Annotated in this window: 21 protein-coding genes; 15 read left to right on the plus strand and 6 right to left on the minus strand. The window is 66.1% G+C overall.

All coding sequences use genetic code 11. The features are described 5' to 3' along the window. Positions 1 to 259: 259 nt before the first annotated feature. Positions 260 to 1,318 (plus strand): hypothetical protein, encoded by a 1,059-nt coding sequence (locus tag FQU96_RS08025; protein ID WP_146540341.1) that lies wholly within the window; start codon positions 260 to 262, stop codon positions 1,316 to 1,318. A gap of 190 nt (positions 1,319 to 1,508) precedes the next feature. Here the strand turns inward: FQU96_RS08025 and FQU96_RS08030 are convergent, their stop codons facing one another. Continuing rightward, positions 1,509 to 2,801 (minus strand): aminotransferase class I/II-fold pyridoxal phosphate-dependent enzyme, encoded by a 1,293-nt coding sequence (locus FQU96_RS08030; RefSeq protein WP_146540342.1) that lies wholly within the window; start codon positions 2,799 to 2,801, stop codon positions 1,509 to 1,511. A gap of 179 nt (positions 2,802 to 2,980) precedes the next feature. Between FQU96_RS08030 and FQU96_RS08035 the strand changes: the two genes are divergently transcribed. Next, positions 2,981 to 4,609 carry an FAD-dependent monooxygenase gene (locus FQU96_RS08035; RefSeq protein WP_146540343.1) on the plus strand — a complete coding sequence of 543 codons (1,629 nt, stop codon included), beginning with the start codon at positions 2,981 to 2,983 and terminating at the stop codon, positions 4,607 to 4,609. A 30-nt stretch (positions 4,610 to 4,639) separates the two neighbouring features. Then, positions 4,640 to 5,596 (plus strand): tripartite tricarboxylate transporter substrate binding protein, encoded by a 957-nt coding sequence (locus tag FQU96_RS08040; RefSeq protein WP_146540344.1) that lies wholly within the window; start codon positions 4,640 to 4,642, stop codon positions 5,594 to 5,596. 4 nt (positions 5,597 to 5,600) lie between these two features. On the opposite strand, the gene FQU96_RS08045 is transcribed toward FQU96_RS08040, so the two are convergent. Beyond that, positions 5,601 to 5,936 carry a hypothetical protein gene (locus tag FQU96_RS08045; RefSeq protein WP_370461352.1) on the minus strand — a complete coding sequence of 112 codons (336 nt, stop codon included), beginning with the start codon at positions 5,934 to 5,936 and terminating at the stop codon, positions 5,601 to 5,603. A 175-nt stretch (positions 5,937 to 6,111) separates the two neighbouring features. Between FQU96_RS08045 and FQU96_RS08050 the strand changes: the two genes are divergently transcribed. The 4 genes from FQU96_RS08050 (at position 6,112) to FQU96_RS08065 (ending at position 9,458) form a co-directional block, all read left to right on the plus strand. Beyond that, positions 6,112 to 6,807, plus strand: coding sequence for a helix-turn-helix domain-containing protein (locus FQU96_RS08050; protein WP_146540346.1), 696 nt, complete (start codon positions 6,112 to 6,114; stop codon positions 6,805 to 6,807). Between the two features lie 232 nt (positions 6,808 to 7,039). After that, positions 7,040 to 8,326, plus strand: coding sequence for a LysM peptidoglycan-binding domain-containing protein (locus tag FQU96_RS08055; RefSeq protein WP_146540347.1), 1,287 nt, complete (start codon positions 7,040 to 7,042; stop codon positions 8,324 to 8,326). An 81-nt stretch (positions 8,327 to 8,407) separates the two neighbouring features. Then, a complete protein-coding gene (locus FQU96_RS08060) occupies positions 8,408 to 9,169 on the plus strand; it encodes an alpha/beta fold hydrolase (RefSeq protein WP_146540348.1) in 762 nt (253 codons plus the stop codon). A gap of 73 nt (positions 9,170 to 9,242) precedes the next feature. Further along, the gene (locus tag FQU96_RS08065; RefSeq protein WP_146540349.1) at positions 9,243 to 9,458 is read left to right on the plus strand and encodes a hypothetical protein; all 216 of its coding nucleotides are present in this window, start codon (positions 9,243 to 9,245) and stop codon (positions 9,456 to 9,458) included. Positions 9,459 to 9,471: 13 nt separating this feature from the next. Here the strand turns inward: FQU96_RS08065 and FQU96_RS08070 are convergent, their stop codons facing one another. Next, positions 9,472 to 10,083: a LysE family translocator gene (locus tag FQU96_RS08070; protein ID WP_146540350.1), complete on the minus strand. Its 612-nt coding sequence runs from the start codon at positions 10,081 to 10,083 to the stop codon at positions 9,472 to 9,474. A 647-nt stretch (positions 10,084 to 10,730) separates the two neighbouring features. Here FQU96_RS08070 and FQU96_RS08075 point away from each other — a divergent pair. From FQU96_RS08075 to FQU96_RS08105, 7 genes are all read left to right on the plus strand, one after another. Then, positions 10,731 to 12,206: an amidase gene (locus FQU96_RS08075; RefSeq protein ID WP_146540351.1), complete on the plus strand. Its 1,476-nt coding sequence runs from the start codon at positions 10,731 to 10,733 to the stop codon at positions 12,204 to 12,206. A gap of 180 nt (positions 12,207 to 12,386) precedes the next feature. After that, entirely contained in the window at positions 12,387 to 13,289 is a 903-nt protein-coding gene (locus FQU96_RS08080) for an STAS domain-containing protein (RefSeq protein WP_146540352.1), read from the plus strand. Positions 13,290 to 13,302: 13 nt separating this feature from the next. Then, positions 13,303 to 13,695: an STAS domain-containing protein gene (locus FQU96_RS08085; RefSeq protein WP_146540353.1), complete on the plus strand. Its 393-nt coding sequence runs from the start codon at positions 13,303 to 13,305 to the stop codon at positions 13,693 to 13,695. Continuing rightward, positions 13,688 to 14,077, plus strand: a complete 390-nt coding sequence (locus FQU96_RS08090) for an anti-sigma regulatory factor (RefSeq protein WP_146540354.1) — start codon at positions 13,688 to 13,690, stop codon at positions 14,075 to 14,077. The genes FQU96_RS08085 and FQU96_RS08090 overlap by 8 nt, the downstream gene beginning before the upstream one ends. 22 nt (positions 14,078 to 14,099) lie before the next feature. Further along, positions 14,100 to 15,098, plus strand: coding sequence for an ATP-binding protein (locus FQU96_RS08095; protein ID WP_218574646.1), 999 nt, complete (start codon positions 14,100 to 14,102; stop codon positions 15,096 to 15,098). Further along, positions 15,095 to 16,867 carry an ATP-binding protein gene (locus tag FQU96_RS08100; RefSeq protein WP_146540356.1) on the plus strand — a complete coding sequence of 591 codons (1,773 nt, stop codon included), beginning with the start codon at positions 15,095 to 15,097 and terminating at the stop codon, positions 16,865 to 16,867. The genes FQU96_RS08095 and FQU96_RS08100 overlap by 4 nt, the downstream gene beginning before the upstream one ends. Then, positions 16,864 to 18,906 carry a response regulator gene (locus FQU96_RS08105; protein WP_178130382.1) on the plus strand — a complete coding sequence of 681 codons (2,043 nt, stop codon included), beginning with the start codon at positions 16,864 to 16,866 and terminating at the stop codon, positions 18,904 to 18,906. Before FQU96_RS08100 ends, FQU96_RS08105 begins: the two co-directional genes overlap by 4 nt. 36 nt (positions 18,907 to 18,942) lie before the next feature. On the opposite strand, the gene FQU96_RS08110 is transcribed toward FQU96_RS08105, so the two are convergent. The 3 genes from FQU96_RS08110 to FQU96_RS08120 all read right to left on the minus strand — a co-directional run bounded on the left by FQU96_RS08110 (position 18,943) and on the right by FQU96_RS08120 (position 20,463). Continuing rightward, on the minus strand, positions 18,943 to 19,233 hold the full coding sequence (locus FQU96_RS08110; RefSeq protein ID WP_146540358.1) for a hypothetical protein: 291 nt from the start codon (positions 19,231 to 19,233) through the stop codon (positions 18,943 to 18,945). 207 nt (positions 19,234 to 19,440) lie between these two features. Then, positions 19,441 to 19,830 carry a DUF1801 domain-containing protein gene (locus FQU96_RS08115; RefSeq protein ID WP_146540359.1) on the minus strand — a complete coding sequence of 130 codons (390 nt, stop codon included), beginning with the start codon at positions 19,828 to 19,830 and terminating at the stop codon, positions 19,441 to 19,443. A 90-nt stretch (positions 19,831 to 19,920) separates the two neighbouring features. After that, entirely contained in the window at positions 19,921 to 20,463 is a 543-nt protein-coding gene (locus tag FQU96_RS08120; protein WP_146540360.1) for a DUF6655 family protein, read from the minus strand. A 202-nt stretch (positions 20,464 to 20,665) separates the two neighbouring features. Here FQU96_RS08120 and FQU96_RS08125 point away from each other — a divergent pair, with 202 nt between their 5' ends. Beyond that, positions 20,666 to 22,117: an MBOAT family protein gene (locus FQU96_RS08125; protein WP_146540361.1), complete on the plus strand. Its 1,452-nt coding sequence runs from the start codon at positions 20,666 to 20,668 to the stop codon at positions 22,115 to 22,117. Positions 22,118 to 22,125: the final 8 nt, after the last annotated feature.

Below are 22,125 nucleotides of genomic sequence, written 5' to 3' on the forward strand. Positions count from 1 at the left end.
ATGAGGCTAGGAGCGCGCCGCCAGCAGGTCAACCGCCGCCGCTACACCGTTGCAGGGAACGCATTGCACTGCGGACATCGCGTGACCCGCCGGAAGCGAACCCGGCCCTCCATGCACATTCTTCAGTGACACGGAAAAGGGTTCAGTTCCGGGTGCTTCTTGACTGTCGTGAATCTATTGCAGCTTGTATTTTATGTCATGAACTCTAGCACTGTTTGTGGTGTCTCGGACACCGAACAGGCGCATCGAGGGGCTCGTCATGGCATGGGATGCCTCACGCGTTAACGCACTTTGGGTCACGCAGCGCAGCCTGCTCGGAGATCCGTTTCTGGACTATCTCAAGAAATACGTCGATGCATTCGCCACGATCGCGAACGCCTTCGAAGCCGCAGGCGCGCAGATCGACGACCAGAGCATGGCGTTGGCGATGTGCAACTGCAACACGGGGGACAATGTCAACGCGATCCGCCGTATCTTTATTGGCGAACTGGAGGATGCAACGGGTATCGAACCTCCACCAGCCGCGTCGACCGTGACGTTTGTAGCCGGATCTGTCGTTCCGACGCCTCCGGGTCGAGATCCGATCCCGCCTCGGGTCTTGGCGGACCGCCAGCGCGTGGCGGCGATGCGGTCACCGCAAAAGACACGTCGTGGCGCGATCCTCGCCCGCACCGCGAGGTCCCTGCTGGGGCAGTGGCGCTGGGTTGATCGCGCCCCCGACTCGATCCTTCCCTACCGCGGACGGCGCGCCAGCCAGACGCAATACACCGACATCCATGCTTTCGATCGCTGGGTGCAAGGCGGAGGCCCCGCGCCCACCGGCACCACCGCCCTCAATTGCCGCGACGCCGTGCTGGTAACAGCGTCCGTCGCCGGGCTGCTCAGCCACGGCGAACTGCGCGCCGCCTACCGGGCAGCCGAAGTTCAGGCGAAGGCAATCCTGGGCGATGTCCTGCTCGACATGCAGCGCACAAGCGCCACCGATTGGACAAAACAGCAATCGAAAACCGGAACCAAGGCCTATGTGGCCTACGTGAAGCGGATCGACGAGACTCTCACGGCCTACCCGCACGCGGTTCCCGTCAAACGCAAGTTCGGCCTCATTCCGCAGGCGGGTGACGTGGTGTTCGTCCGCGGATCAGCCAGCGCATTGCCTGATCATGTGTGTCTGAGCCTGGGCCGCAACCGGATCAACGGCCAACTGGTCGATGAGGTCGCCAGTCTCTGGCACCACAACAACGGCACCTTCACGCGCGCCAAATTGACAGACATGGCCGACTACGAGGACGATCTGCTGTACGTGCCGTGTCCGTTCTGAACGTCGCCAGACAGAGTACCCGGCGATCAGTTTCACCCGCCTAGTACCTGGACTCACAATTGACTGATGCAGACTGTCATCCCGAGCGCAGCGAGGGATCTTTGGATGATGGCGTGCGATGCATCAAAAGATCCCTCGCTACGCTCGGGATGACAGCGGGTAGCGAATCACCTTTCAATGATCGTGAGTACTAGCGCCGCTCGGCGCGCACCTGCTTCTGTTTCTCCAGCGCGGCGAGCGCGATGCACAACGCGATGCCTTCGGCGGCAGCGCGTACCTCGTCCAGCGACGGATAGGTCGGCGCCAGCCGCAACGTCCGATCGTGCGGGTCGCGGCCCAACGGCGAGGTGGCGCCAGCCGGGGTCAGCGCCAGGCCGGCGTCCTTGGCCAGCGCCACGACGCGGCCGGCCGTACCATCGGTCGCATCGACGGTGATGAAATAGCCGCCCTCGGGCCGGGTCCAGCGTGCTGCGCCGGTGCCGCCGAGATGACGCTCCAGTGCCTCGGCAACAGCGTCGAACTTCGGCGCCAGCAGCGCGCGATGACCCTCCATGTGGCGGCGGATGCCGGCGGCATCGCGCAGGAAGCGCAGATGGCGCAACTGGTTCAGCTTGTCGGACCCGATGGTGCGCTTGCCGGCGCGGGCCAGGAACCAGCGCAGATTGGCCGGCGACGACGCGAACAACGCCAGCCCCGCACCAGCCAATGTCACCTTGGAGGTCGAGGCGAAGATGAACGGCCGGTCAGGATGGCCGGCGGCGGCGCAGGCGTCGACCACGTTGAGGATCTCGTGCTGCCGCGCCGTCAGGTGATGGACGGCATAGGCGTTGTCCCAGAACAGGCGGAAATCGGGCGCGCCGGCGCGCATGGTCGCGAGCCGGCGGACGGTCTCGTCGCTGTACACCTCGCCCGACGGGTTGGAATACTTGGGCACGCACCACATGCCCTTCACGGCGGGATCGACGGCCAACGCCTCGACCGCATCCATGTCGGGCCCCTGCCCGGTCATCGGCACCGGCAGCATGCGCACGCCATACTCCTCGCAGAGCGCGAAGTGCCGGTCGTAGCCCGGCACCGGGCAGATGAACGCCGGCGCAGCGTCCTTCGACCACGGCGCACTGCCGCCCGGAACGCCCTTCAGCAGGGCCCAGACCAGGCAGTCGTGCATCAGCGCCAGGCTGGAATTGTCGGCGATGAAAACCTGGTCGGCCGGCGTGCCCATGATCGGCGCGAACAGCGCCCGCACTTCGGGCACACCCTGCAGGAGGCCGTAGTTGCGCACGTCCTCGCCCGCGTCGGTGAAATGATCGCCATTGCCGGGCAAGGTGAACATCGGGTTCGCAAGGTCGAGCTGCGCCGCCGACGGTTTGCCGCGCGTCATGTCAAGCTTCAGGCCGCGGGCGCGGAAGGCGCCATAGGCGTTCTGCACGCGGCTCCACAAGGCGTCGAGATCGGCAGTCGACAGGTCGGCGATCGCAGGCATCGAAGGTCCAGTTTCGAGGTGAAGGTACGGTGCATGCATCATGGCGGCTAATGGCGCAACAGGATTAACCGCAGCAGGTGGACAACAGCACAGGCGCTGCGAACAGACGCCAGGGGCGTCCGGATTGACTCTCTACGGATCCGTACTATCATCTACCGATCCGTACAGAGGATTGGAAAATGCCAGACAGCAGTTCCATCAAGCATGTTCCCGTGCTCATCGTCGGCGGCGGTCCGGTGGGGCTGACCGCATCGTACCTGCTGTCGCGCCAGGGGATTCGATCGCTGCTGGTCGAACGCCATCCCGGCACCGCGGTGCATCCCAAGGCCCGCGCCATCAACGCGCGTACCATGGAGATCTACCGCCAGCACGGGCTGGAGGCGGCCATTCGCGCCGCCGGACTGCCGCCGCGGCGTGCCGGCATGGTGGTCTGGACCGAGAGCCTGGCGGGCGCCGAGATCGAGCGGCGCATCCCTGGTTCGGCGAAAGGCGATGCGGCCCGGATCACGCCGGTGCTGCCGTGTCTTTGCGCCCAGGACGATTTCGAGCCGGTGGTGCGCCGCGCCGCCGAGCGCGAAACGGCGGCGACGCTGCGGTTCGATACGGAACTGGAGGCATTCGAGCAGGACGATGCCGGCGTTACCACGACGCTGGTGAGCAAGGTCGACGGCCAGTGCGAAACCGTGCGCGCGCAATACCTGATCGCGGCCGACGGCGCGCGCAGCCAGATCCGCCAGGCGCTCGGCGTGCCGATGATCGGGCGCGACAATGTCTACGACAGCGTCAACATCCTGCTGAACGCCGATCTGCAGCCGTGGACCGCCGAGCGCCCGGCAGCGCTTTACTTCGTGCACAACCCGGACTTCAGGGCGACCTTCCTGACGATCAACGGCATCGACCGCTGGGGCTTCATCGTCAACTCCATCGGCGCCTACGGCTTCAAGCCTGATGATTTCACGCCCGAGCGGTCGATCGCGATGGTGCGGGCGGCGGTGGGCGTGCCGGAACTCGCTGTGAAGATCCTGGGGATCGCCCCGTGGGTGGCCGCCGCGCGGGTGGCCGAGCGCTTCGGCATCGGCCGGATCTTCCTCGCCGGCGATGCGGCGCACGAGATGCCGCCCACGGGCGGCTTCGGCATGAACTCCGGCATACAGGATGTCCACAATCTGTGCTGGAAGCTGGCGCTGGTGCTGCAGGATCGCGCCGCGCCATCGCTGCTGCAGACCTATCACGACGAGCGCCAGCCCGTGGGCCAGGCGATCGTCGCGCAAAGCCTGGGCAACGCCGTGTCCATGGGACGCCTGCAACGCCAGCCGGACGCCCGCGCGCGACCCGAGTACCTCAACGAACGCGGCCTGATCTTCGGCAGCCTCTATCGCTCGGCTGCCATCGTGGCCGATGGAACGCCGGCGCCTGAGGTCGGCAATCCCGTCACCGACTACGTGCCGTCCGCCCGGCCCGGTAGTCGGGCGCCGCATGTCTGGCTAACGCCGGATGACCGCAGTGCCCGCACATCGACCATCGACCTGGTGGGCCAGGGCTTTGTCATGATGGCCGGCGCGCGGGGCGAGGCGTGGGCCGGCGCCGCGCGAGACCTGACGCAGGATCTGCCGCTGGAGACGGTCACCATCGGTGACGGCGCCTACAACACCGGTGCGCGAGCCTGGCACGATGCCTACGGCGTCGACGATACCGGTGCCGTGCTGGTGCGGCCCGACGGCCACGTCGCCTGGCGCAGCGCATCGATGGCAGCCAATCCCGCGGCCGCGCTGCGCGAAGCCACTGACGCCATCCGGGGACGCGCCTAGGCGCCCTATCACGACAGCGAGGCCTGTCCGATGTCCCTGCACAGACGCGACCTGTTGACATGCCTGCCGGCAGGCATCCTCCTGCCATCGATCGCCCGGGCGCAGGCAGGCCCCTTGCGCATCATCGTGCCGTTCTCGGCTGGCTCCGGCACGGACAACAGTGCCCGGGTCTTTGCCGAGTCGCTGCGGCGCGTCACCGGTGGGGCCGTCATTGTCGACAACAAGCCCGGCGGCGGCACCACGATCGGCTCGCAGGAGGTTTCGCGATCCAGACCGGACGGCATGACCGTGCTGTACACGACGGGTGGCCACACGACGAGCGGCGTGCTGATCCGCAACCTGCCATACGATCCCGTCACCGGGTTCACGCCCATCACCATGCTGTCGCGCGGTTCGGGCTTCGCCCTCATCGTTCCCAGCACGTCGCGCTTCAAGACATTGCCGGCCTTCCTCGCCGCGGCGAAAGCCGAGCCGGGCAGGTTGACCTACGGCTCGGCCGGCACCGGCAACACCACCCACGTCATTGCAGCCCTGTTCTGCCGCAGCGCCGGCATCGAGATGACGCACATCCCCTACAAGGCCACGCCGGTGGCCGACCTGCTCACCGGGACGATCGACTCGATGTTCGTCTCACCGTCGATCGTGATGTCGTACCTGAAAGAGGGTCGGCTGCGCGCCCTCGGCGTCTCGAGCCGGGAGCGCATCTCCGAACTGCCCGACACCGCGACATTCGGCGAGGTGGGCGTCGAGGCCGACATTCCGGCATGGTCCGGTTTCTGGGCTCCGCCGATGACGCCGCCCGATGTCGTCAACGACCTCTACCGGCGCATGGCACAGGCGGCCCGTACGCCGGCGTTCGAAACGTACACGCGGGACAACGGCGGCGAGATCGTGCTGATGCCGCCCGATCGCTTCGCCGCCTATGTCGCCAGCGAAGTCGCGCGATATCGCACGCTGCTGCCGGCGCTGGGCATCCAGGTGGATTGACGGCCTATCGGTTTTCTTCCGGCGGGAAGTTCAGCTCCACGCCGATGCCGTCGGGGTCATGGAGGAAGATCTGCACGGCACCGGTGCGGGGAATGACCTGCTCGCGGAACGCGACGGACCGGGATCGCAGGCGCTCGCGCACCGCCGCGGCGTCCGTGGCGCTGAACGCGATGTGATCGAAGCGGCCGGTGTGGTCGAAATGCTGCGTGGCGCCGCGCACGACGATGCCCTCGCGCGGCTGGCGCGCGCCCAGCAGGTGGACGGTCGCGACGCCGGCCGAATAAAGCCAGTAGCCGGGGAAGCCCAGCGGCGGGCGCTCGCCGTCCTCAAGGCCAAGCACGTCGCAGTAGAAGTACTTGCTGCGCTCGAGATCGGCCGGTTCGATCGTGAGTGTTGCAGGAGACCCAGCGGCATGGTGTGCTCTTTCTGCTGTACCGATCCGTACTATCGCGACGGACGGCCCGTTCCGTCAAGCCCATTGCGACACCTTGAAGGGGCAACGTACAAGACCTGCCATGACCACGAAAAGCCGCAGCACCTCACCTCGTCGCCGTACCGGCTGGACGCGCGAGCCGCAGTTCCTGGACCTCGCCAGCGAACTGGGCGCCAAGCTGCGTGATCTTCGCGTCTCGAAGGGGTTCACGCTCAAGCAGGCCGAGGATCTGACGGGCGTGCCCCATCCTACGCTGTCCCGCATCGAAACCAGCAAGATGACGCCCACCCTGCCCCTGCTGGCCAAAGTGGTCGCCGGCCTGAAAGTGCCGTGGTCGGCCGTGCTGCCGCAATCCGTCGTATCGGACAACCCGTCGGGTCCGCCGGTGTCGTTCTCCGCCGAGCAGGCGATGGGGATCCGGCTGGGCCGCCGCGAGGCCCTGGCGCTGCACCCCGACAACCCGCTCACCGGCCGGATCGCGACGTTCATCATGTCGACCCGCCACCGCACGCTGAAAGCGGCGGGCGGGCTCGTCGGACATCCCAATACCGAGTTCTGCTTCGTCCTGGACGGCGAGCTGCGGCTGCACCTGCAAGGCAAACGCGCCCGCCTGATGCGGCCAGGCGAGAGCGCCCTGTTCGACTCACGTATCCCGCACGCCTACACAGCAGCCAGCGCCGACGTCGCGCGGTTCCTGTCCATCACCGTGCCGCACGCGAGCGCGCCCGCCGCCGCCGATGACGGGCCGGCGCCGAGGCGACCGCGAAAGCTGCCATGATGTCCTGTGATGCGTTGAACCGGTCGTACTGATCACTGGACAGGTTCAGCGCCAGGTGCGCCCCGCCAAGCGAGATTTTGCGCCATCATGAAGCGCCGTATCGCGCACATGCCGTCGAGGCGCGATCGACACGCGCCTGCAATCTGCCATCCAGCGCTTTTTCTGTCGTCGCCGGAATAGTCGCATCCGCCCCGTGTCCATGTCTGTCGGAATACACGGTGCAGGAGTCGACGTGCGGTATCTCACCCCTATCGCGGATGAGATCGACGCTGAGCTTCAGGTTGTCGAAGACGACATCTGGCAACAGATCCTGAAGGACAGCGTCGATCCATCGGCGCTGGCCGTCCCCAAGATCATCGGCAGGATTACCGAAGGCCTGGTGGTCAAGTCCTTCCGCTTCGCCGCCGACGCTTTCTTCATCGACCTGCTTCGCATCGGTGACGGATGGGCGAAGGGCCAACAAGGCGACAAGTGGGGCTACGTCGAGGATCTCGGCCGGGCCGTCGTCATCGGCGGCGCCCTTCTGCGCCTCCTGGGAGTCGCGGCCCGCGGCGAGCGGGCCGTGCGCGGCGTCAAGGTGTCCCTGGACGCCAACTCCAAGCTGCCGATGTGCGGCTTCGTTGCCGCGGTGCGCGCCGCCAATTTCCAAGGGCTCTACATCACGGTCTACGACCTGGCCCAGGCCGTGGGCGTGCCCATCGAGTACCTGGGCGGCCTGCAGGGACTGCCGGCCATCCATGATCTGACGCCGCACCTCACCAAGATCGGCGTGCTGTGGAACGAGATCAAGATGCCGGTCGTATCGACGGTGAAGGGCACCAGCAAGAGCAAACCCTGGACTCTCGAGCTATCGACCGTGCAGCATCTCGAGAAAGGCATCGCGGCGAACACGAAGGGCGACGTGTGCCTGGTGAACCTCTATTGGGACATGGCAACAGGCGCCCCGAAGCAGGCGCATACCGTGCTGGTTCGCAAGTTCGGCAAGGGGATCCAGTACATCGACCGCACCGGCAAGCGATATCGCTCGCTCGCCGAGATGGAAGGCGCCTATCCCGGCATCGGCGGCGCCCAGCCGGCGCGGGAAATGCTCCACTTCCCCGATACGCGCGTCGCCGAGGCGGCTCGCATGGCCGCATCGCCAGAAGCGCTGTTCGCGTTGATTGCGATCCGCGCGCTGCCGGCGGTCTTCGAGAGCGAGGTCCTGGCGCTGGCGCCCCGGAAGCCGCCGCCGCCTCCGGAACTGCGGAACGCCAAGGACGCCGGTCCCTGGATTCCGGGACGCACCCTGGTTGCCCCGCGCGGCGGCGCATCACTCAATGCCACGATCTACTTTCGCTACGCCGTGCAACCCGCCGACACCCTCTCGCGCATCGCCCAGCGCGCGTACGGTGATCCCAACCAGTGGAAAATGATCCTCGACGTCAACAGACAGGTCTTTGCCGGCATGACCGGTGCCCACCAATCGCTGGATATCCTGGCCGTGCGCGGAGCGGAACTGCTGTTGCCCAGCGTGATGTAGGGCCATCATATCTGCGCGGCAGCGGGAGCAGATGCGCCGTGCATGGCGGCATGACAGGATGGCGTCCCGGGAGGATCGACCATGCCGTTTTTCGAGAAGGGCGCCGTTCGCATTCACTACGAGGAAGCCGGATCGGGCTTTCCGTTGCTGATCATTCCCGGCGGCGGGTTGAATGCGACCATGGCCTTCCTGAGCGGCAGTGCGCCGTTCAATGCCATGGCGGTACTGAAGGACCGCTATCGCTGCATCACGATGGATCTGCGCAACGCCACGGGAGGCCAATCCTCGGGTCCGCTGGAGGTCGAGCGGCCCTGGGATGCCTATACCGACGATCATCTCGCCCTGCTCGATCACCTGGGCGTCCAGCAGTTCCTGGCGCTGGGCTACTGTATCGGCGGCCCGTTCATCTGGAACCTGATCAAGCGGGCGCCAACGCGCGTGGTCGCCGCCGTACTGGCACAGCCCAGCGGCTTCCGGCCGGAACTGCCCGACCAGTTCTACAACAACAACATCGCCCACTGGGGACCGGCCCTGTGCGCCCGCCGCCCCGACGTCACCCTGGAGATGGTGAGCGCCTTCCTCGACAGGATGTATCGCGCCAATGCCGACTTCGTGTTCACCGTGACGCGCGATTTTGTGCGCACCTGCCAGGTGCCGGTGCTGGTGCTGCCCGATGACATTCCGCCGCATCCCTATGCCGTGGCCATGGAGACGGTCCGGCTGGCGCCGAAATCGGAAGTGAGCCTGTATCCCTGGAAGGAGCCCAAGGAGATGATCCCGGTCGTGGTGCGCCAGGTACGCAGCTTCCTGCGCGCGCACGAGCCGGCAGCGATGGCGCGCTGAGCCGTTCGCCAGCGCAACGTTTGCCGCCGGAAACCGTTTCTGTTGCATCCCCTGCTTCAGAAGGATCATCCCGGTGACGACGATTCAGCAACGCATGGACGCCCTTCGGGCCCAGCATGACGCGGCCCGGCCGGAACAGGCAACGGATCCGGCGCCGGAAGCCAACGATTTCCACGGTTGGCGGGTCGCGACGCAGGACGCTCGTTCTGCACGCACGGTGCAAGCCTTTGGCAAACGCATGGGAAATGCGGCCTGGACCGAAGGGATCGTGCGCCCGTTCCCGGGATGATCGACCGCCACTTTCAGCGCGTGACGATGGCAGCTGCGGCGCCGGCCATCGCCACGCTGCTGCCACGGTTCACCAGGCGCAAGGCGCGCGGCGAGGTGAACAGACGGCGCGCCCGCGCGGCGGCAAGTGTATAGGCGCTGAATACAATCGCCACGATGACGGCAACCAGCACGCCCAGCTCGACGGCGCCCGGCAGCGTCAGGGCCTCGACGTCCACGACGGTGGGCAGCAGCGCGAGGAAGAACACGACCGCCTTGGGGTTGCCGAGATTGATCGCAAGACCGGCAAGGAAGAGTCGTCCACGGCTTTCGGGTGACGTATCGACGGTAGCAACCGGCCTGGCCGCCGCGGTCCAGAACCTCCAGGCGAGATAGAGCAGGTAGGCGGCGCCGGCGTATCGTATGACGATGAAAACGTCGGCGAAGGTCGATGCGATGGCTGCCAGGCCCGTGACCGCCGTCGTGAACCACAGCAAGGCACCCGCGACGAACCCGGCGATAAAAGCCGGTGCGCCCCGCGTGCCCCGGGCCAGGACGCGGGCGACAAGCGCCGTGACGCCAGGGCCCGGGAGAATGACGACGGCAAGATAGGCGGCGGCAAAGACAAACAGATTCGCGCTGTCCACGGCGGGAGCCCTTTCATCGAAGACCGGCACCGGGCGGATAAGATGTCGCATGATGGCGGGCCAGAGACGCGGCACAGCCACGCCTGCCAGCACCGCGGCAGGTGATCGCGCAATCGGGACCTGCGGTAGAACGTCACGTCATCACACAACACACAACCCGCCGACGCCCACAGGGCAGTCGGTGCCGGGGTTTAGCGTTGATTGACGTGAAACGCTTACGGCCGCCCGGGAACGGGCGACGCCTGATGGTGAACCGGTGCACGCCGAAGCGCAAGCCACGCTGCCTTGAAGGCCATTTGTTTCCTTGCGTGCAAAAATTCATTGACTTGCAATTGGAAGCATCGGGATTGAACCCAATTGTGACTGCGCGCCCCGCGCTAGTCCCGTATGTCCTCTCGCGTCGAGGCGGTGCTGTCCTGCATCGCGCGCCATCGCGCTAACGTCTCGCTGGTTTGAAGTTGGAGATCCCCGGGGTCGCACTCCACCCGGAGTCCGGGGAAGGCCGGGCGAGCGACGAAATTTTCTGCGGCGACTTTGCCCGGCCATCCCCTGCCGCATCCGCTCGCGCGGCAGGCTGCCGCCATGATTGACCTGGCGCCCTGTTCATCTAGCCTTGTCGCTTTCGCGCAGACCCGGGGTGGAGCGACATGACGTTGGCAATGAGCTGGGACGAGTGGGCGCAACACGATGCGGTGGGGCTTGCCGCGCGCGTGCGCCAGGGCGAGGTGACGGCGGTCGAGCTCGCCACCCAGGCAGCCGCCGCCATCGCGGCGACCAACCCGGCGCTCAGCGCGGTCATCGAGGTGTTCGACGATGTCGTCGCCGATCCCCTGAAGGATGGCATGAATCCGCAGGGCACCTTCGCCGGCGTGCCCTACCTGATGAAGGATCTCGGCCCGACGCTCAAAGGCCGGCTGCAGGAGATGGGCTCGCTGCTGATGCGCGGCAATCGCGCGACGGCGGACAGCTTCCTGACCACGCGCATCCGACAGGCTGGCCTCAACATCATGGGGCGCACCACGACGCCGGAATTCGGCTGCTGCAGCTCGGCCGAGAATCCGGCCGTCTACATCACGCGCAATCCGTGGGACACGGACTACACCACCTGCGGCTCCTCGGCCGGCACAGGTGCCATGGTGGCGGCGGGTGCCTTGCCGATCTCGCACGGCAGCGACGGCGGCGGCTCGATCCGAATCCCGGCCGGCGTGAACGGCGTCATCGGGCTGAAACCGTCGCGTGGCGTGTTCTCGATCGCGCCGGCGGCATCCGATCTCACCGGTCTCGTCTCGACCCAGGGCTGCCATACGCGCAGCGTGCGTGACACAGCGGCGTTCTTCGACAGCTGCCGCGGCGGCGCGCCCGGCGAATTCATGCCCTACTGGACGCCGGCAGAGCCCTATCTCGATCTGATCCAGCGCGACCCGGCGCCGCTGCGCATCGCGATGTCGCATGAATGGGGCGACTATCGCGCCACGCCGCATATCGCGGCCGAGCTGGCGCGCGTGGGCCATTTCCTGGAAGGCCTCGGGCATCGCGTCGACTGGGCCCTGCCCGCCATCGACCTGCGTGCCGCCTATGCCGCGCAGACGACGTGCTACATCAGCAACTTCGCGCAGACGATTTCCAACCTCATCGCCCCGCTGGGCCTGGAGCGGCCGCCGGTTGACCGCGTCGAACCAGTGAACATCCGGATCTGGGAGGCTGGTCGCGGCACCTCCTTCACCGAGCGGGCGCGCATGCAGACGGTGTTCAACACCACCGCCCGCGGCTTCGGCGCCTTCTTCGAGGACTGGGACATCATCCTGACGCCGATCACGGCGCTGCCGACACCGAAGATCGGCACGACGGAGTTCCTGACGATCAGCGACAACCCCTCGGTGCTCGACTGGTTCGGCAATCTCTGGCGCTTCTTCGCCTATACGCCGCTCGCCAATCTCTGCGGCATCCCCGGCATCTCCCTGCCGCTGGCGACGCACGAGAACGGCCTGCCGCTGGGCATCCAGGCCCAGGCGCGCCAAGCCAACGACGGCCTGCTGCTGCAGCTCGCCGCCCAGATCGAGCGCGCGCTCGGCGGCCAGTGGAATGCCGGCAAGGTACCTGCGGTGCATGTCGGGCGTGCTTGACGCGCGGCAGTATCCCGTGACGTTGCAGATGGGCCATGCCGTCTGCAAACCATTGCCCCCGTGCCGGTGACCCGTGCTAGGTTGCCGCCGTCGGTAATCAAACAGTCGGACTCCTGACATCGTGTCTCGAGGAGCATGTGCCGCTTCCAGCCTAGGCTGAGGAGCGGCAAGGGGTATGCCATGGCCAGCAAGAGCGAAAAGTCTCGTCTTTCGGACATCATCGGAACGCACGAAGCCGACATTCTCGCTGAATGGCTGCGCCTTCTCCTGGCCTCCGGTGGCGATACACGCATTTCGCGCGGCCAACTTGAAAGCCAGTGCCGCGAGTTTCTCGCTGCCCTGCGCGAGGCCACCTCGGCCGGCAATATTGCCGATACGATGACTCCTGGCTTCGAGCGGCTGCGCACGATGCTGGGTGACATCTCGCGGTCACGCGCCACCCAGGGTTTCTCGCCGGCCGAAACCGCGACCTTCATCTTCTCCCTCAAGGAGCCGCTGTTCGCGCGCATCCGCGCTACGCACGGCAAGGACGGCGAAGCGATCGCCGACGATACCTGGACGCTCAGCCAGCTGATCGACCGCCTCGGGCTGCATACGATGGATGTCTACCAGCGCAGCCGGGAGGAGGTCATCGCCCGCCAGCACGAGGAAATCGCCGAGTTGTCGACGCCGGTGGTCAAGCTGTGGGACGGCATCCTGGCACTGCCGCTGATCGGCACCTTGGATAGCGCCCGCACCCAGGTCGTGATGGAAAACCTGCTGCAGAGCATCGTCGACCATAGCGCCGAGATCGCGATCATCGACATCACGGGTGTCCCGACGGTCGATACCGTGGTGGCTCAGCATCTGCTCAAGACGGTCGCGGCAGCGCGTCTGATGGGCGCCGACTGTATCGTCAGCGGCATCCGCCCCCAGATCGCCCAGACCATGGTGCATCTGGGCGTCGAGCTGACCGTCGTGTCCAAGGCCAACCTGGCCGATGCGTTCGCGGTGGCGTTGAGCCGCACCGGACGCTTCGTCGCCAAGTCCAAGGCCCCCACCAGTACCGGAACCATGACGGCGCGACGGCCGGCGACCCTCTGACCGGACCCGTCCCATGGACCGCATCCCCATCCTGAAGATCGGCGACGCCCTGCTGGTGACGATCCAGGTCGACATGCACGACCGCCTGGCCACCGCGCTGGAGGAGGACCTGACGTCCAAGATTGTCGCCGTCGGCGCGCGCGGCGTGCTGATCGACATATCGGCCCTGGAAATCGTCGACAGTTTCATGGGCCGCACGCTGGCCAACATCGCCAGCGTCTCGCGCATGCTGGATGCCGAGACCGTCGTCGTCGGCATGCGGCCAGCCGTGGCCATCACGCTGGTGGAGCTGGGGCTGGAACTGCCGGGCGTGAAGACCGCCCTCAACGCCGAGCGCGGCATGGCCCTGATCCAGCACCGCACTGCCGATGAAAGCGAGCAGGCCGAAGCCGACGACGATGCCTGACAAGCTTCCCATCCGCGCCGGAGACGATGTCGTACGCGTGCGCCAGCAGGTTCGGGCACGCGCCGTCGAGATCGGCTTCAGCCTCGTGGACCAGACCAAGATCATCACCGCGGCCAGCGAGCTGGCCCGCAATACGCTGGACTACGGTGGCGGCGGCGAGGCGACGATCGACGTCCTGGCGGTGCCGAAGCCGGGCCTGCGTATCACATTCGAGGACCAGGGGCCGGGAATTCCCGACGTCGATACCGCGCTGAAGGATGGATTTACGACCGGCAACGGCCTTGGCCTGGGGCTGGGCGGTGCGCGGCGACTGGTCAACGATTTTGCCATTACATCCAAGCTGGGACAGGGAACTCAGGTCATCATCACGCGTTGGAAATGACCGACCCATGATGACCGTTTGTATGCCTGTGACGGAAGCCAGCCAGATCGCCGCCGCCCGGCGCGGCGCCGTGGCCCTTGCGCAGGCTGGGGGGCTGGGCGAAACGGATGCCGGCCGCGTTGCGCTGGTCGCCAGTGAGCTGGCAACCAACCTCGTCCGCCATGGCGGCGGCGGAAACCTGCTGGCCCGACTGGTTGAACCGGAGGCCGAGCCTGCCGGCATCGAACTGATGGCGCTCGACCAGGGGCCCGGGATAGCCGACGTCCAGGCCTGCCTGCGCGACGGTTTCTCCACCGGCGGCACCAACGGTACAGGGCTCGGGGCGATCCGCCGGCAGGCGGACGCGTTCGACATCTTTTCGCTGCCCGGCAAAGGGGCCGGCGTGCTGGCGTGTCTCAGGGCACGACGCGGCGTGGCGCCTCAGCCCGGCCCGGCATCGCGTCAGGGCTGCGTCTCGGTGCCCAAGTCCGGCGAAAATGTCTGCGGTGACGCCTGGGCAGTCTCGCAGACGGAAGGCCCGCTGACGGCGATGGTCGTCGACGGCCTTGGCCACGGCACATTTGCTGCCGAAGCGGCCCACCATGCCGTGCGGGTCTTCCGGCAGCGGCCGTTCGAAGCACCGCGGCCGCTGCTGCAGGCCATTCATGCCGCCCTGCGCCCGACGCGCGGCGCTGCTGCTGCCGTCGCGTTTGTCGACACCGAGCAATCCCGGGTCGTTTTCGCCGGCATCGGCAATATCGCCGCCACACTGATCGCCAACGGCCAGTCGCGTCGCCTGGTATCGCTCAACGGTATCGTGGGCCACACGGCGCAGCGTATCCAGGAATTCACCTACCCCTTCTCCGGCGGCCAAGCCTTGTTGATCCTGCATTCCGACGGCCTGGCGACAAGCTGGACCCTGGACCAGTATCCAGGCTTGGCCAGCCGGCACCCGAGCCTGATCGCGGGCGTGCTGTTCCGCGACTTCGGACGCGGCGGTCGCGATGATGCGACTGTTCTGGTGATCCGGAGCGCGGCGTGACGAACTGGCCCCTGCTCACGCTTTCGGTCACGACCGAGGAGGACGTCGTGCGCGCGCGCCAGCGCGCGCGACAGCTGGCTGGGCTGCTGGGCTTCGAGGCCCAGGACCAGACGCGGATCGCGACCGCGGTCTCGGAGATTGCCCGCAACACCGTTACCTACGGTCGCGGCGGGCGCGCCGAGTTCATGCTGCAGGGCAAGCACCCGGCGCAGACGCTGATGATCCGCTTCAGCGACCGCGGTCCCGGCATCACCGAGCTCGAGCGGGTCCTGGACGGCAGCTACGTATCGACAACCGGCATGGGCGTCGGCATCGCCGGGACGCGCCGCTTGATGGACGCCTTCAACATCCAGGCCGCACCGGGCGGCGGCACCGTTGTGGAAATCGGAAAGAACCTGACCACGAAGAAGGCGCCGACGCGCGCCAGACTGGCCGACGTCGCCGCCATGCTGGCACAGCCCGGCGCCATCAGCCCGTTGTCCGAACTCGAGGCCCAGAATCGAGAGCTGCTGAACAGCCTGTCGGAACTGAAAAGCCGCCAGGAGGAAGTCGGCCACCTCAGCACCGAGCTGGACGATACCAACCGCGGTGTCATGGCCTTGTATGCCGAACTCGACCAGCGTGCCGAAGCGTTGCGTCAGGCCAGCGAGGTGAAGACCCGGTTCCTCTCCAACATGAGCCACGAGTTCCGGACCCCGCTGAACTCGATCCTGGCCCTGTCCCGCCTTTTGCTGGACCGCACCGACGGTGATCTGTCAGCCGAACAGGAGAAGCAGGTTCTCTACATCCGGAAATCGGCCGAGACGCTGACCGGCATGATCAACGACCTGCTGGACATCGCCAAGGTCGAGGCCGGCAAGGTCGACGTCCAGATCGGTGAATTCACGGTCGGCGAGCTGTTCGGCGCCCTGCGCGGCGTGATGCGGCCGCTGCTTCATGGCGAAACAGTCGAACTGTTGTTCCAGGAGCGCGGTGTCATTCCGGCCCTGCACTCGGACGAAGGCAAGATCTCGCAGATCCTGCGTAACCTGATATCCAACGCACTCAAGTTCACCGAGCGCGGCGAGGTTCGCGTGACGGCCGAACTTCATGAGCCCGACCTGATCGTGTTCGATGTCGCCGACACGGGGATCGGTATCGAGGCCCAGGACCTCGGGCGCATTTTCGACGAGTTCTCGCAGGTCAGAAGCTCGCTGCAATCGCGGGCCAAGGGCTCCGGCCTGGGCCTGCCGCTGTCGCGCAAGCTGGCCGAACTGCTGGGCGGCCGCCTCAATGTCCAAAGCACGCCGGGACAGGGGTCGGTGTTCAGTCTTGCCCTCCCGGCCGACATGAGGACCGTGCAGGACCCGGTGGCACCATCGGTCATCGCGGAACGGAACAGCGCCGCCCGCCGCGTCCTGATCATCGACGACGAGGAAGCGTCGCGCTATGTGCTGCGGCAATTCCTGGCGGGGGACAGTCGAATGGAACTGACGGAGGTCGAGTCGGGGACCGAGGGATTGCGCCGCGCCCAGCAGGACAAGCCCGACCTGGTCCTGCTCGATCTGAAGCTGCCGGGCCTGGATGGTTTCGAGATATTCCGGACGCTGCGCGGCGATCCGGCGACACGGCACATCCCGATCGTCGTGGTAACCTCCTCCCTGCTGACGGATGAGGACCAGCACGCGTTGGCCGGCGCCGCCGGCATCCTCTCCAAGGCGACATTGTCGCGACCGCTGTTGTCGGCAGTGCTGGCCGACGTATGGACGCAGATCGGAGCCGCCGGATGACGACCTCGCTGCCGGCGCTCGTGCTCAATGTCGACGACAACGAGGTCGGGCGCTACACCAAGACCCGGTCGCTGCAGCGTGCCGAGTTCCGCGTGCTGGAAGCGCGCACCGGCAACGAGGCCCTGCAACTGGTTCGCTCGCATCGGCCCGACCTGGTCCTGCTCGACGTGAAGCTGCCCGACATCAGCGGGCTTGAAGTGTGCCAGACCATCAAGCGCGAGTTTCCCACGATCCTCGTTCTGCAGGTGTCGGCGTCGTTCGTGACACCCGGCGATCGCACGATCGGGCTCGAGAGCGGCGCCGACTCCTATCTGACACAGCCCGTCGAACCGGAAGAGCTCATCGCGGCGGTACGGGCGCTTCTGCGCATGCGCCGCGCCGAACAGGCAGCCCGCGACATCAACGAGCGCTATCGCGTGATCGTCGACAGCGCCATTGACTACGCCATCGTCACGACAGACCTTTCCGGCACCGTCACGAACTGGAGCGCCGGTGCCGAGGGGGTCTTCGGCTATCCGTCGGCGGAGATCATCGGGCAATCGGCGGCCGCTCTCTTCACGCAGGACGACCAGGTTGCCGGCGTGCCGGCGGCGGAGATGATGGCGGCGATGCGCGAGGGCCGCGCCGCCGACGAACGCTGGCAGGTGCGCAAGGGCGGCGCCTTGTTCTGGGCCAGCGGCCAGATGGTACCGCTGCGCGACAGCGTCGGCGGAATCAGCGGCTTCCTCAAGATCCTGCGCGACCGGACCGGGGAGAAACAGGAGGAAGAGGCGCTGCGTCTCTTCAACGACGAGCTCGAGCGCGAAGTGGGCGTGCGCACCCGCGAACTGACCGAAGCCAATGCCGCGTTGCGCAGCGAGATCGAGCAGCGGGAGAAAGCCCAGGACGCGCTGCGACAGGCGCAGAAAATGGAAGCCGTGGGCCAGCTTACCGGCGGCATCGCGCACGATTTCAACAACCTGCTGACCGTCGTGATCGGCGGCGCCGACGCCTTGCAGCGCCGGCTGGCGGCCGGGCAGCCGGATCTGCAGCGTCGCGCCAACATGATCCTCGAGGCGGCTCGCCGGGCAGCCGCCTTGACCCACCGCTTGCTGGCGTTCTCGCGCCAGCAACCGCTGGATCCCAAACCGACGGATGTCGCGGGATTGATCGGGGGAATGCTGGACCTCCTGCGTCGCACCTTGGGCGAGAAGATCGAGATCGCCGTCGTTGCCGACGACAGCCCATGGCCGGTTTCGGTCGATCGCAACCAGCTCGAAAACGCCTTGCTCAACCTGGCGGTGAACGCTCGCGATGCCATGCCTGCCGGCGGCAAGCTCACCATCGCGACCAGGAACGCCGCATCCGGCGTCGCCATGCCGGGACGCCCGCCGGAGACAGCCAGCGAAGACCACGTCATGCTGGCGGTGACGGACAACGGCATCGGTATGCCCAAGGACGTTGTCGACAAGGCGTTCGACCCGTTCTTCACCACCAAGGGTATCGGCAAGGGCACCGGGCTGGGGCTATCGCAAGTTTACGGCTTCGTGAAACAGTCCGGCGGCCACATCAACATCGACAGTGAACCCGGTCGGGGCACCACGATCGGCATTTATCTGCCACGTCTGACAAACAGCGACGTCATATCCGAACCATCGCCGCGACCGGAAGCACGCGCTTCAAGTGCGACGCACGCCGTCACAATCCTGGTCGTGGAGGATGAGGACGTCGTGCGCACTTTCAGCACCGAGACGCTGCGCGATCTGGGGTTCACCGTCCTCGAGGCGCCGGATGCCGCCACTGCGCTGAACATCATTCAGCATCACCCCGAGGTCAAAGTCATGTTCGCCGACATCGGCCTGCCCAGCGGCATGAATGGCCGCGCTTTGGCTGAAGAGGCCGTCCGCCAGCGGCCTGATCTGAAGATCCTGCTGACCACCGGCTATACGCAAAACAGCATCGTCTCCCAGGGACGCCTCGATACCGGCGTCCATCTGCTGGCCAAGCCCTTCACCTTCGAGACTTTGGGCGCCAAGATGAAGGACGTCCTTGAGGGATGATGCTCAGCGCCGCGACGACGCGGCGACAGAACCGCCTCACAGACGCTTCAGCGCCTCGAGCGTGCGCTGCAGATCCTGTTCGACGATCTCCAGCGAGATCACGGCCTCGCTGTCGTCGGCGCCCAGTTCCATGGTGACCGAGAGGTCGGCGGTGCGGGCCAGGTCACGCACCGCGGATTGGGCGAGGCGGACCTGCTTGAGCGCCAGCGAGACCGACGCGGCATCCCAGGCCGCGCTGCGTTCGAGGTGTTCGGCGCCGCCGTGCCGGTCGGCGTAACGGTCGCGGACACGGTCGGCGAGATCGGCCGGAGAAAGATGGTTAAGCATGGTTCGGCAACGTCTCCGTCGGGGGACTCGTTGCGCCAAGCCGAGGGTTCAAGCGCGCCATCAAGCCCTGGTGGGAAAGGCCCTTTTTGTTCTCCCAGAACTACGCAACCACGCAAACCATACCAGGCCATTGCTACAAGGACGTTCTACGCACCGCCGTACCGACAGGCGCCGGCAAAGATTCCCGGCGCGCCGCGCGCATCATCATCACGTCTTCAGCGCCTGGTGCGCCGCGGCCGCGCGCACCAGAGCCTGGAAGGCCGATGCATTCAACGAGTCGTCCGGGCCGATGTCGATGGCGCGGCTCGCCTTGGCATCGAGCCCGGCATTGAAAAGCCCGTGCGGGTCCTTCAGTGCGGCACCGGCAAAGAAATTCACCTTCACGTGGTCCTTGAAGGCGCCGATGGCAACCACGTTGCCGCCGCGGGTCCATACCGGCGTGCCCCATTTCCAATCCTCCGCCAGATCGGGCGCCGCGCTACCGATGAGCTGGCGCAGGTTGGCAAGAACGGGGCCGCGCCAATCCTTCAGATCGGCGATGAAACGCGTAATCGCGGCTGATGGCGAAGCCTTCTGGCTGGCCGACGGTTTTTTCATGATGACCTTCCTGGAACGCTGCATTCGCTCCAAGGACGTTCGGCCTGCCGATCTCCCGACAGCTTTATCGAATTGGCCTGTCGTGTTGGTCTAGCGATCGGCGGGCTTCGATTCCCAGCTGATGCCGGGCGCGACCTCCTGGCGGTCGACCTTGGCCGTGCCGTGGACCGGTTCGGTGCCCCGGATCAGTTCGCCGCTGCGCGCGTCGTAGACGAAGGCTGCCAGCTTGGCGACGGCCTCGTGCGTGTTGGCGCGATAGAGAACGATGGTCGCCGGCGTCGCACTGTCGAGCGCGCGCGGGTTGGGAATACCGACGAAGAAGTCCTTCTCGTTCGTCGACATCGCCCCGACGCGGACCTCGACGATGCTCGCCGCCTGCCCCCGATCGTTGGTCAGCCGTGCGCCATGGCGCATCAGGGCATAGCGCAAGGCGCTGATGGCGTACTTGTTGTCCTCCGCCGCGACGTAGGTCGTGTCGACGAAGGCGAGCCCGCGCACCTGCAGCGCCTGCGCCAGCAGGATGGCGGCGCGGTCAGCGGCGGTCGAGGTCAGCATCTGTTCCATCGCGGTCTTCGACGGGGTACCGCTCTTGACCGAACTGCAGCCCGCAACGGCAATGACCAGGAGAAGCATGACAATACGCATAGGGACAACATGGGAGGTGGCGCGGACTCGTCAACCCAACATGATGGCGAGATCCGTTCATCATCCACATGAAGGCGATCACGGGAAAGCCACGGGGCACGGCAGCGACTGACACGATTTGGTCAGAGGTCTCATCAATCGGCATCGCCTATCCTGCGGGCTGGGGGGAGTGTGCGTTGGACCGTGACGGATGCTCTTCAATTCGTACACGTTCATTCTCGCCTTCCTGCCGGCGACGCTGCTGCTGTTCTTCGTGATCGCGCGGGCGAACCACGGCGCGGCGCGGCTGTTCCTTCTGCTCGCCTCCTTCGCCTTCTATGCCTGGTGGAGCTTTGAATACGGCCTGCTGATCGTCGCCACGATCGTGGTCAACTACGCCTTCGGCCTGACGATCCAGCAACTGTCCGAGGCTGGGCATCGCCACGCGCGACTGCTGCTCGCCGTGGCAATCGGTTCGAACCTTTTGTTGCTGGGATACTTCAAGTACCGGAACTTCTTCATCGACAACGTCAACACGCTCACCGGCATGGACTGGCCGCTGTCGCCGCTGGTGCTGCCGCTGGCGATCTCGTTCCACACCTTCCAGCAGATCGCATACCTGGTCGATTCGTATCGCCGCAAGGTCGAGCAGCCGACGCTGACAGACTACGCGTTGTTCGTGCTGTTTTTCCCGCAGCTGATCGCCGGGCCGATCGTCCATCACTACCAGATCCTGCCGCAGTTCAAAGGCGCGCGGTTCTTCACCTTCAACAGCGACTCGTTCGCTGCCGGTTTGTCGTTCTTTGTCATGGGATTGGCGAAGAAGGTTCTATTGGCGGATCCGTTGGCGTCGGTAGCCGATCCCATCTTCGACGGCGCCGCCGACGATGCGCCGGCGCTGTCGCAGGCCTGGGTCGGCGTGCTTGCCTACACGCTGGGGCTGTATTTCGACTTCTCCGGCTACTCCGACATGGCGGTGGGCCTTGCCTGCATGTTCGGACTGCGGCTGCCGTACAATTTCAACTCACCTTACAAGGCGGCGTCGATCATCGACTTCTGGCGCCGTTGGCACATCACGCTGTCGCTCTGGCTGCGCGACTATCTCTACGTGCCGCTGGGCGGCAACCGGCACGGCAAGGTGCGCCGGTACGCCAACCTGATGGCGACCATGCTGCTGGGTGGGCTGTGGCACGGCGCGGCGTGGAACTTCGTGTTCTGGGGATTGCTGCATGGCCTCTACCTGGCGATCAACCATGGCTGGCTGGCGCTGCAAGCCAACCTCGAGCGTGGCCGCACCATCGTGTTGCCGCCACCGATGGCCTGGTTGCTGACGTTCGCGGCGGTGGCCTTCGCCTGGGTGTTCTTCCGCAGCACGACGGCGCAGCACGCATTCGCCATGGTCGAGGGCATGATCGGCCTCCACGGCCTGCACGACAGCGCGCTGGCGGCCGTGCTGGGTCCGGGCAAGGCGATGCTGCTGGCGGCGGCGCTCGCCATCGTGTTGCTGATGCCCAACACGCAACAGTTGGTCGACGGATCGGACGATCGCGCGTGGTTGCGCTGGCGCCCCACGATGGCATGGGCCGGCGCGATCACCGGACTGTTGCTGGCATCGCTGACGCAGATGTCGGCGGTGCGCGAGTTCATCTACTTCCAGTTCTGAGTGGTGAA

The sequence above is a fragment of the Reyranella sp. CPCC 100927 genome (assembly GCF_007859315.1).
Classification (GTDB): Bacteria; Pseudomonadota; Alphaproteobacteria; order Reyranellales; family Reyranellaceae; genus Vineibacter.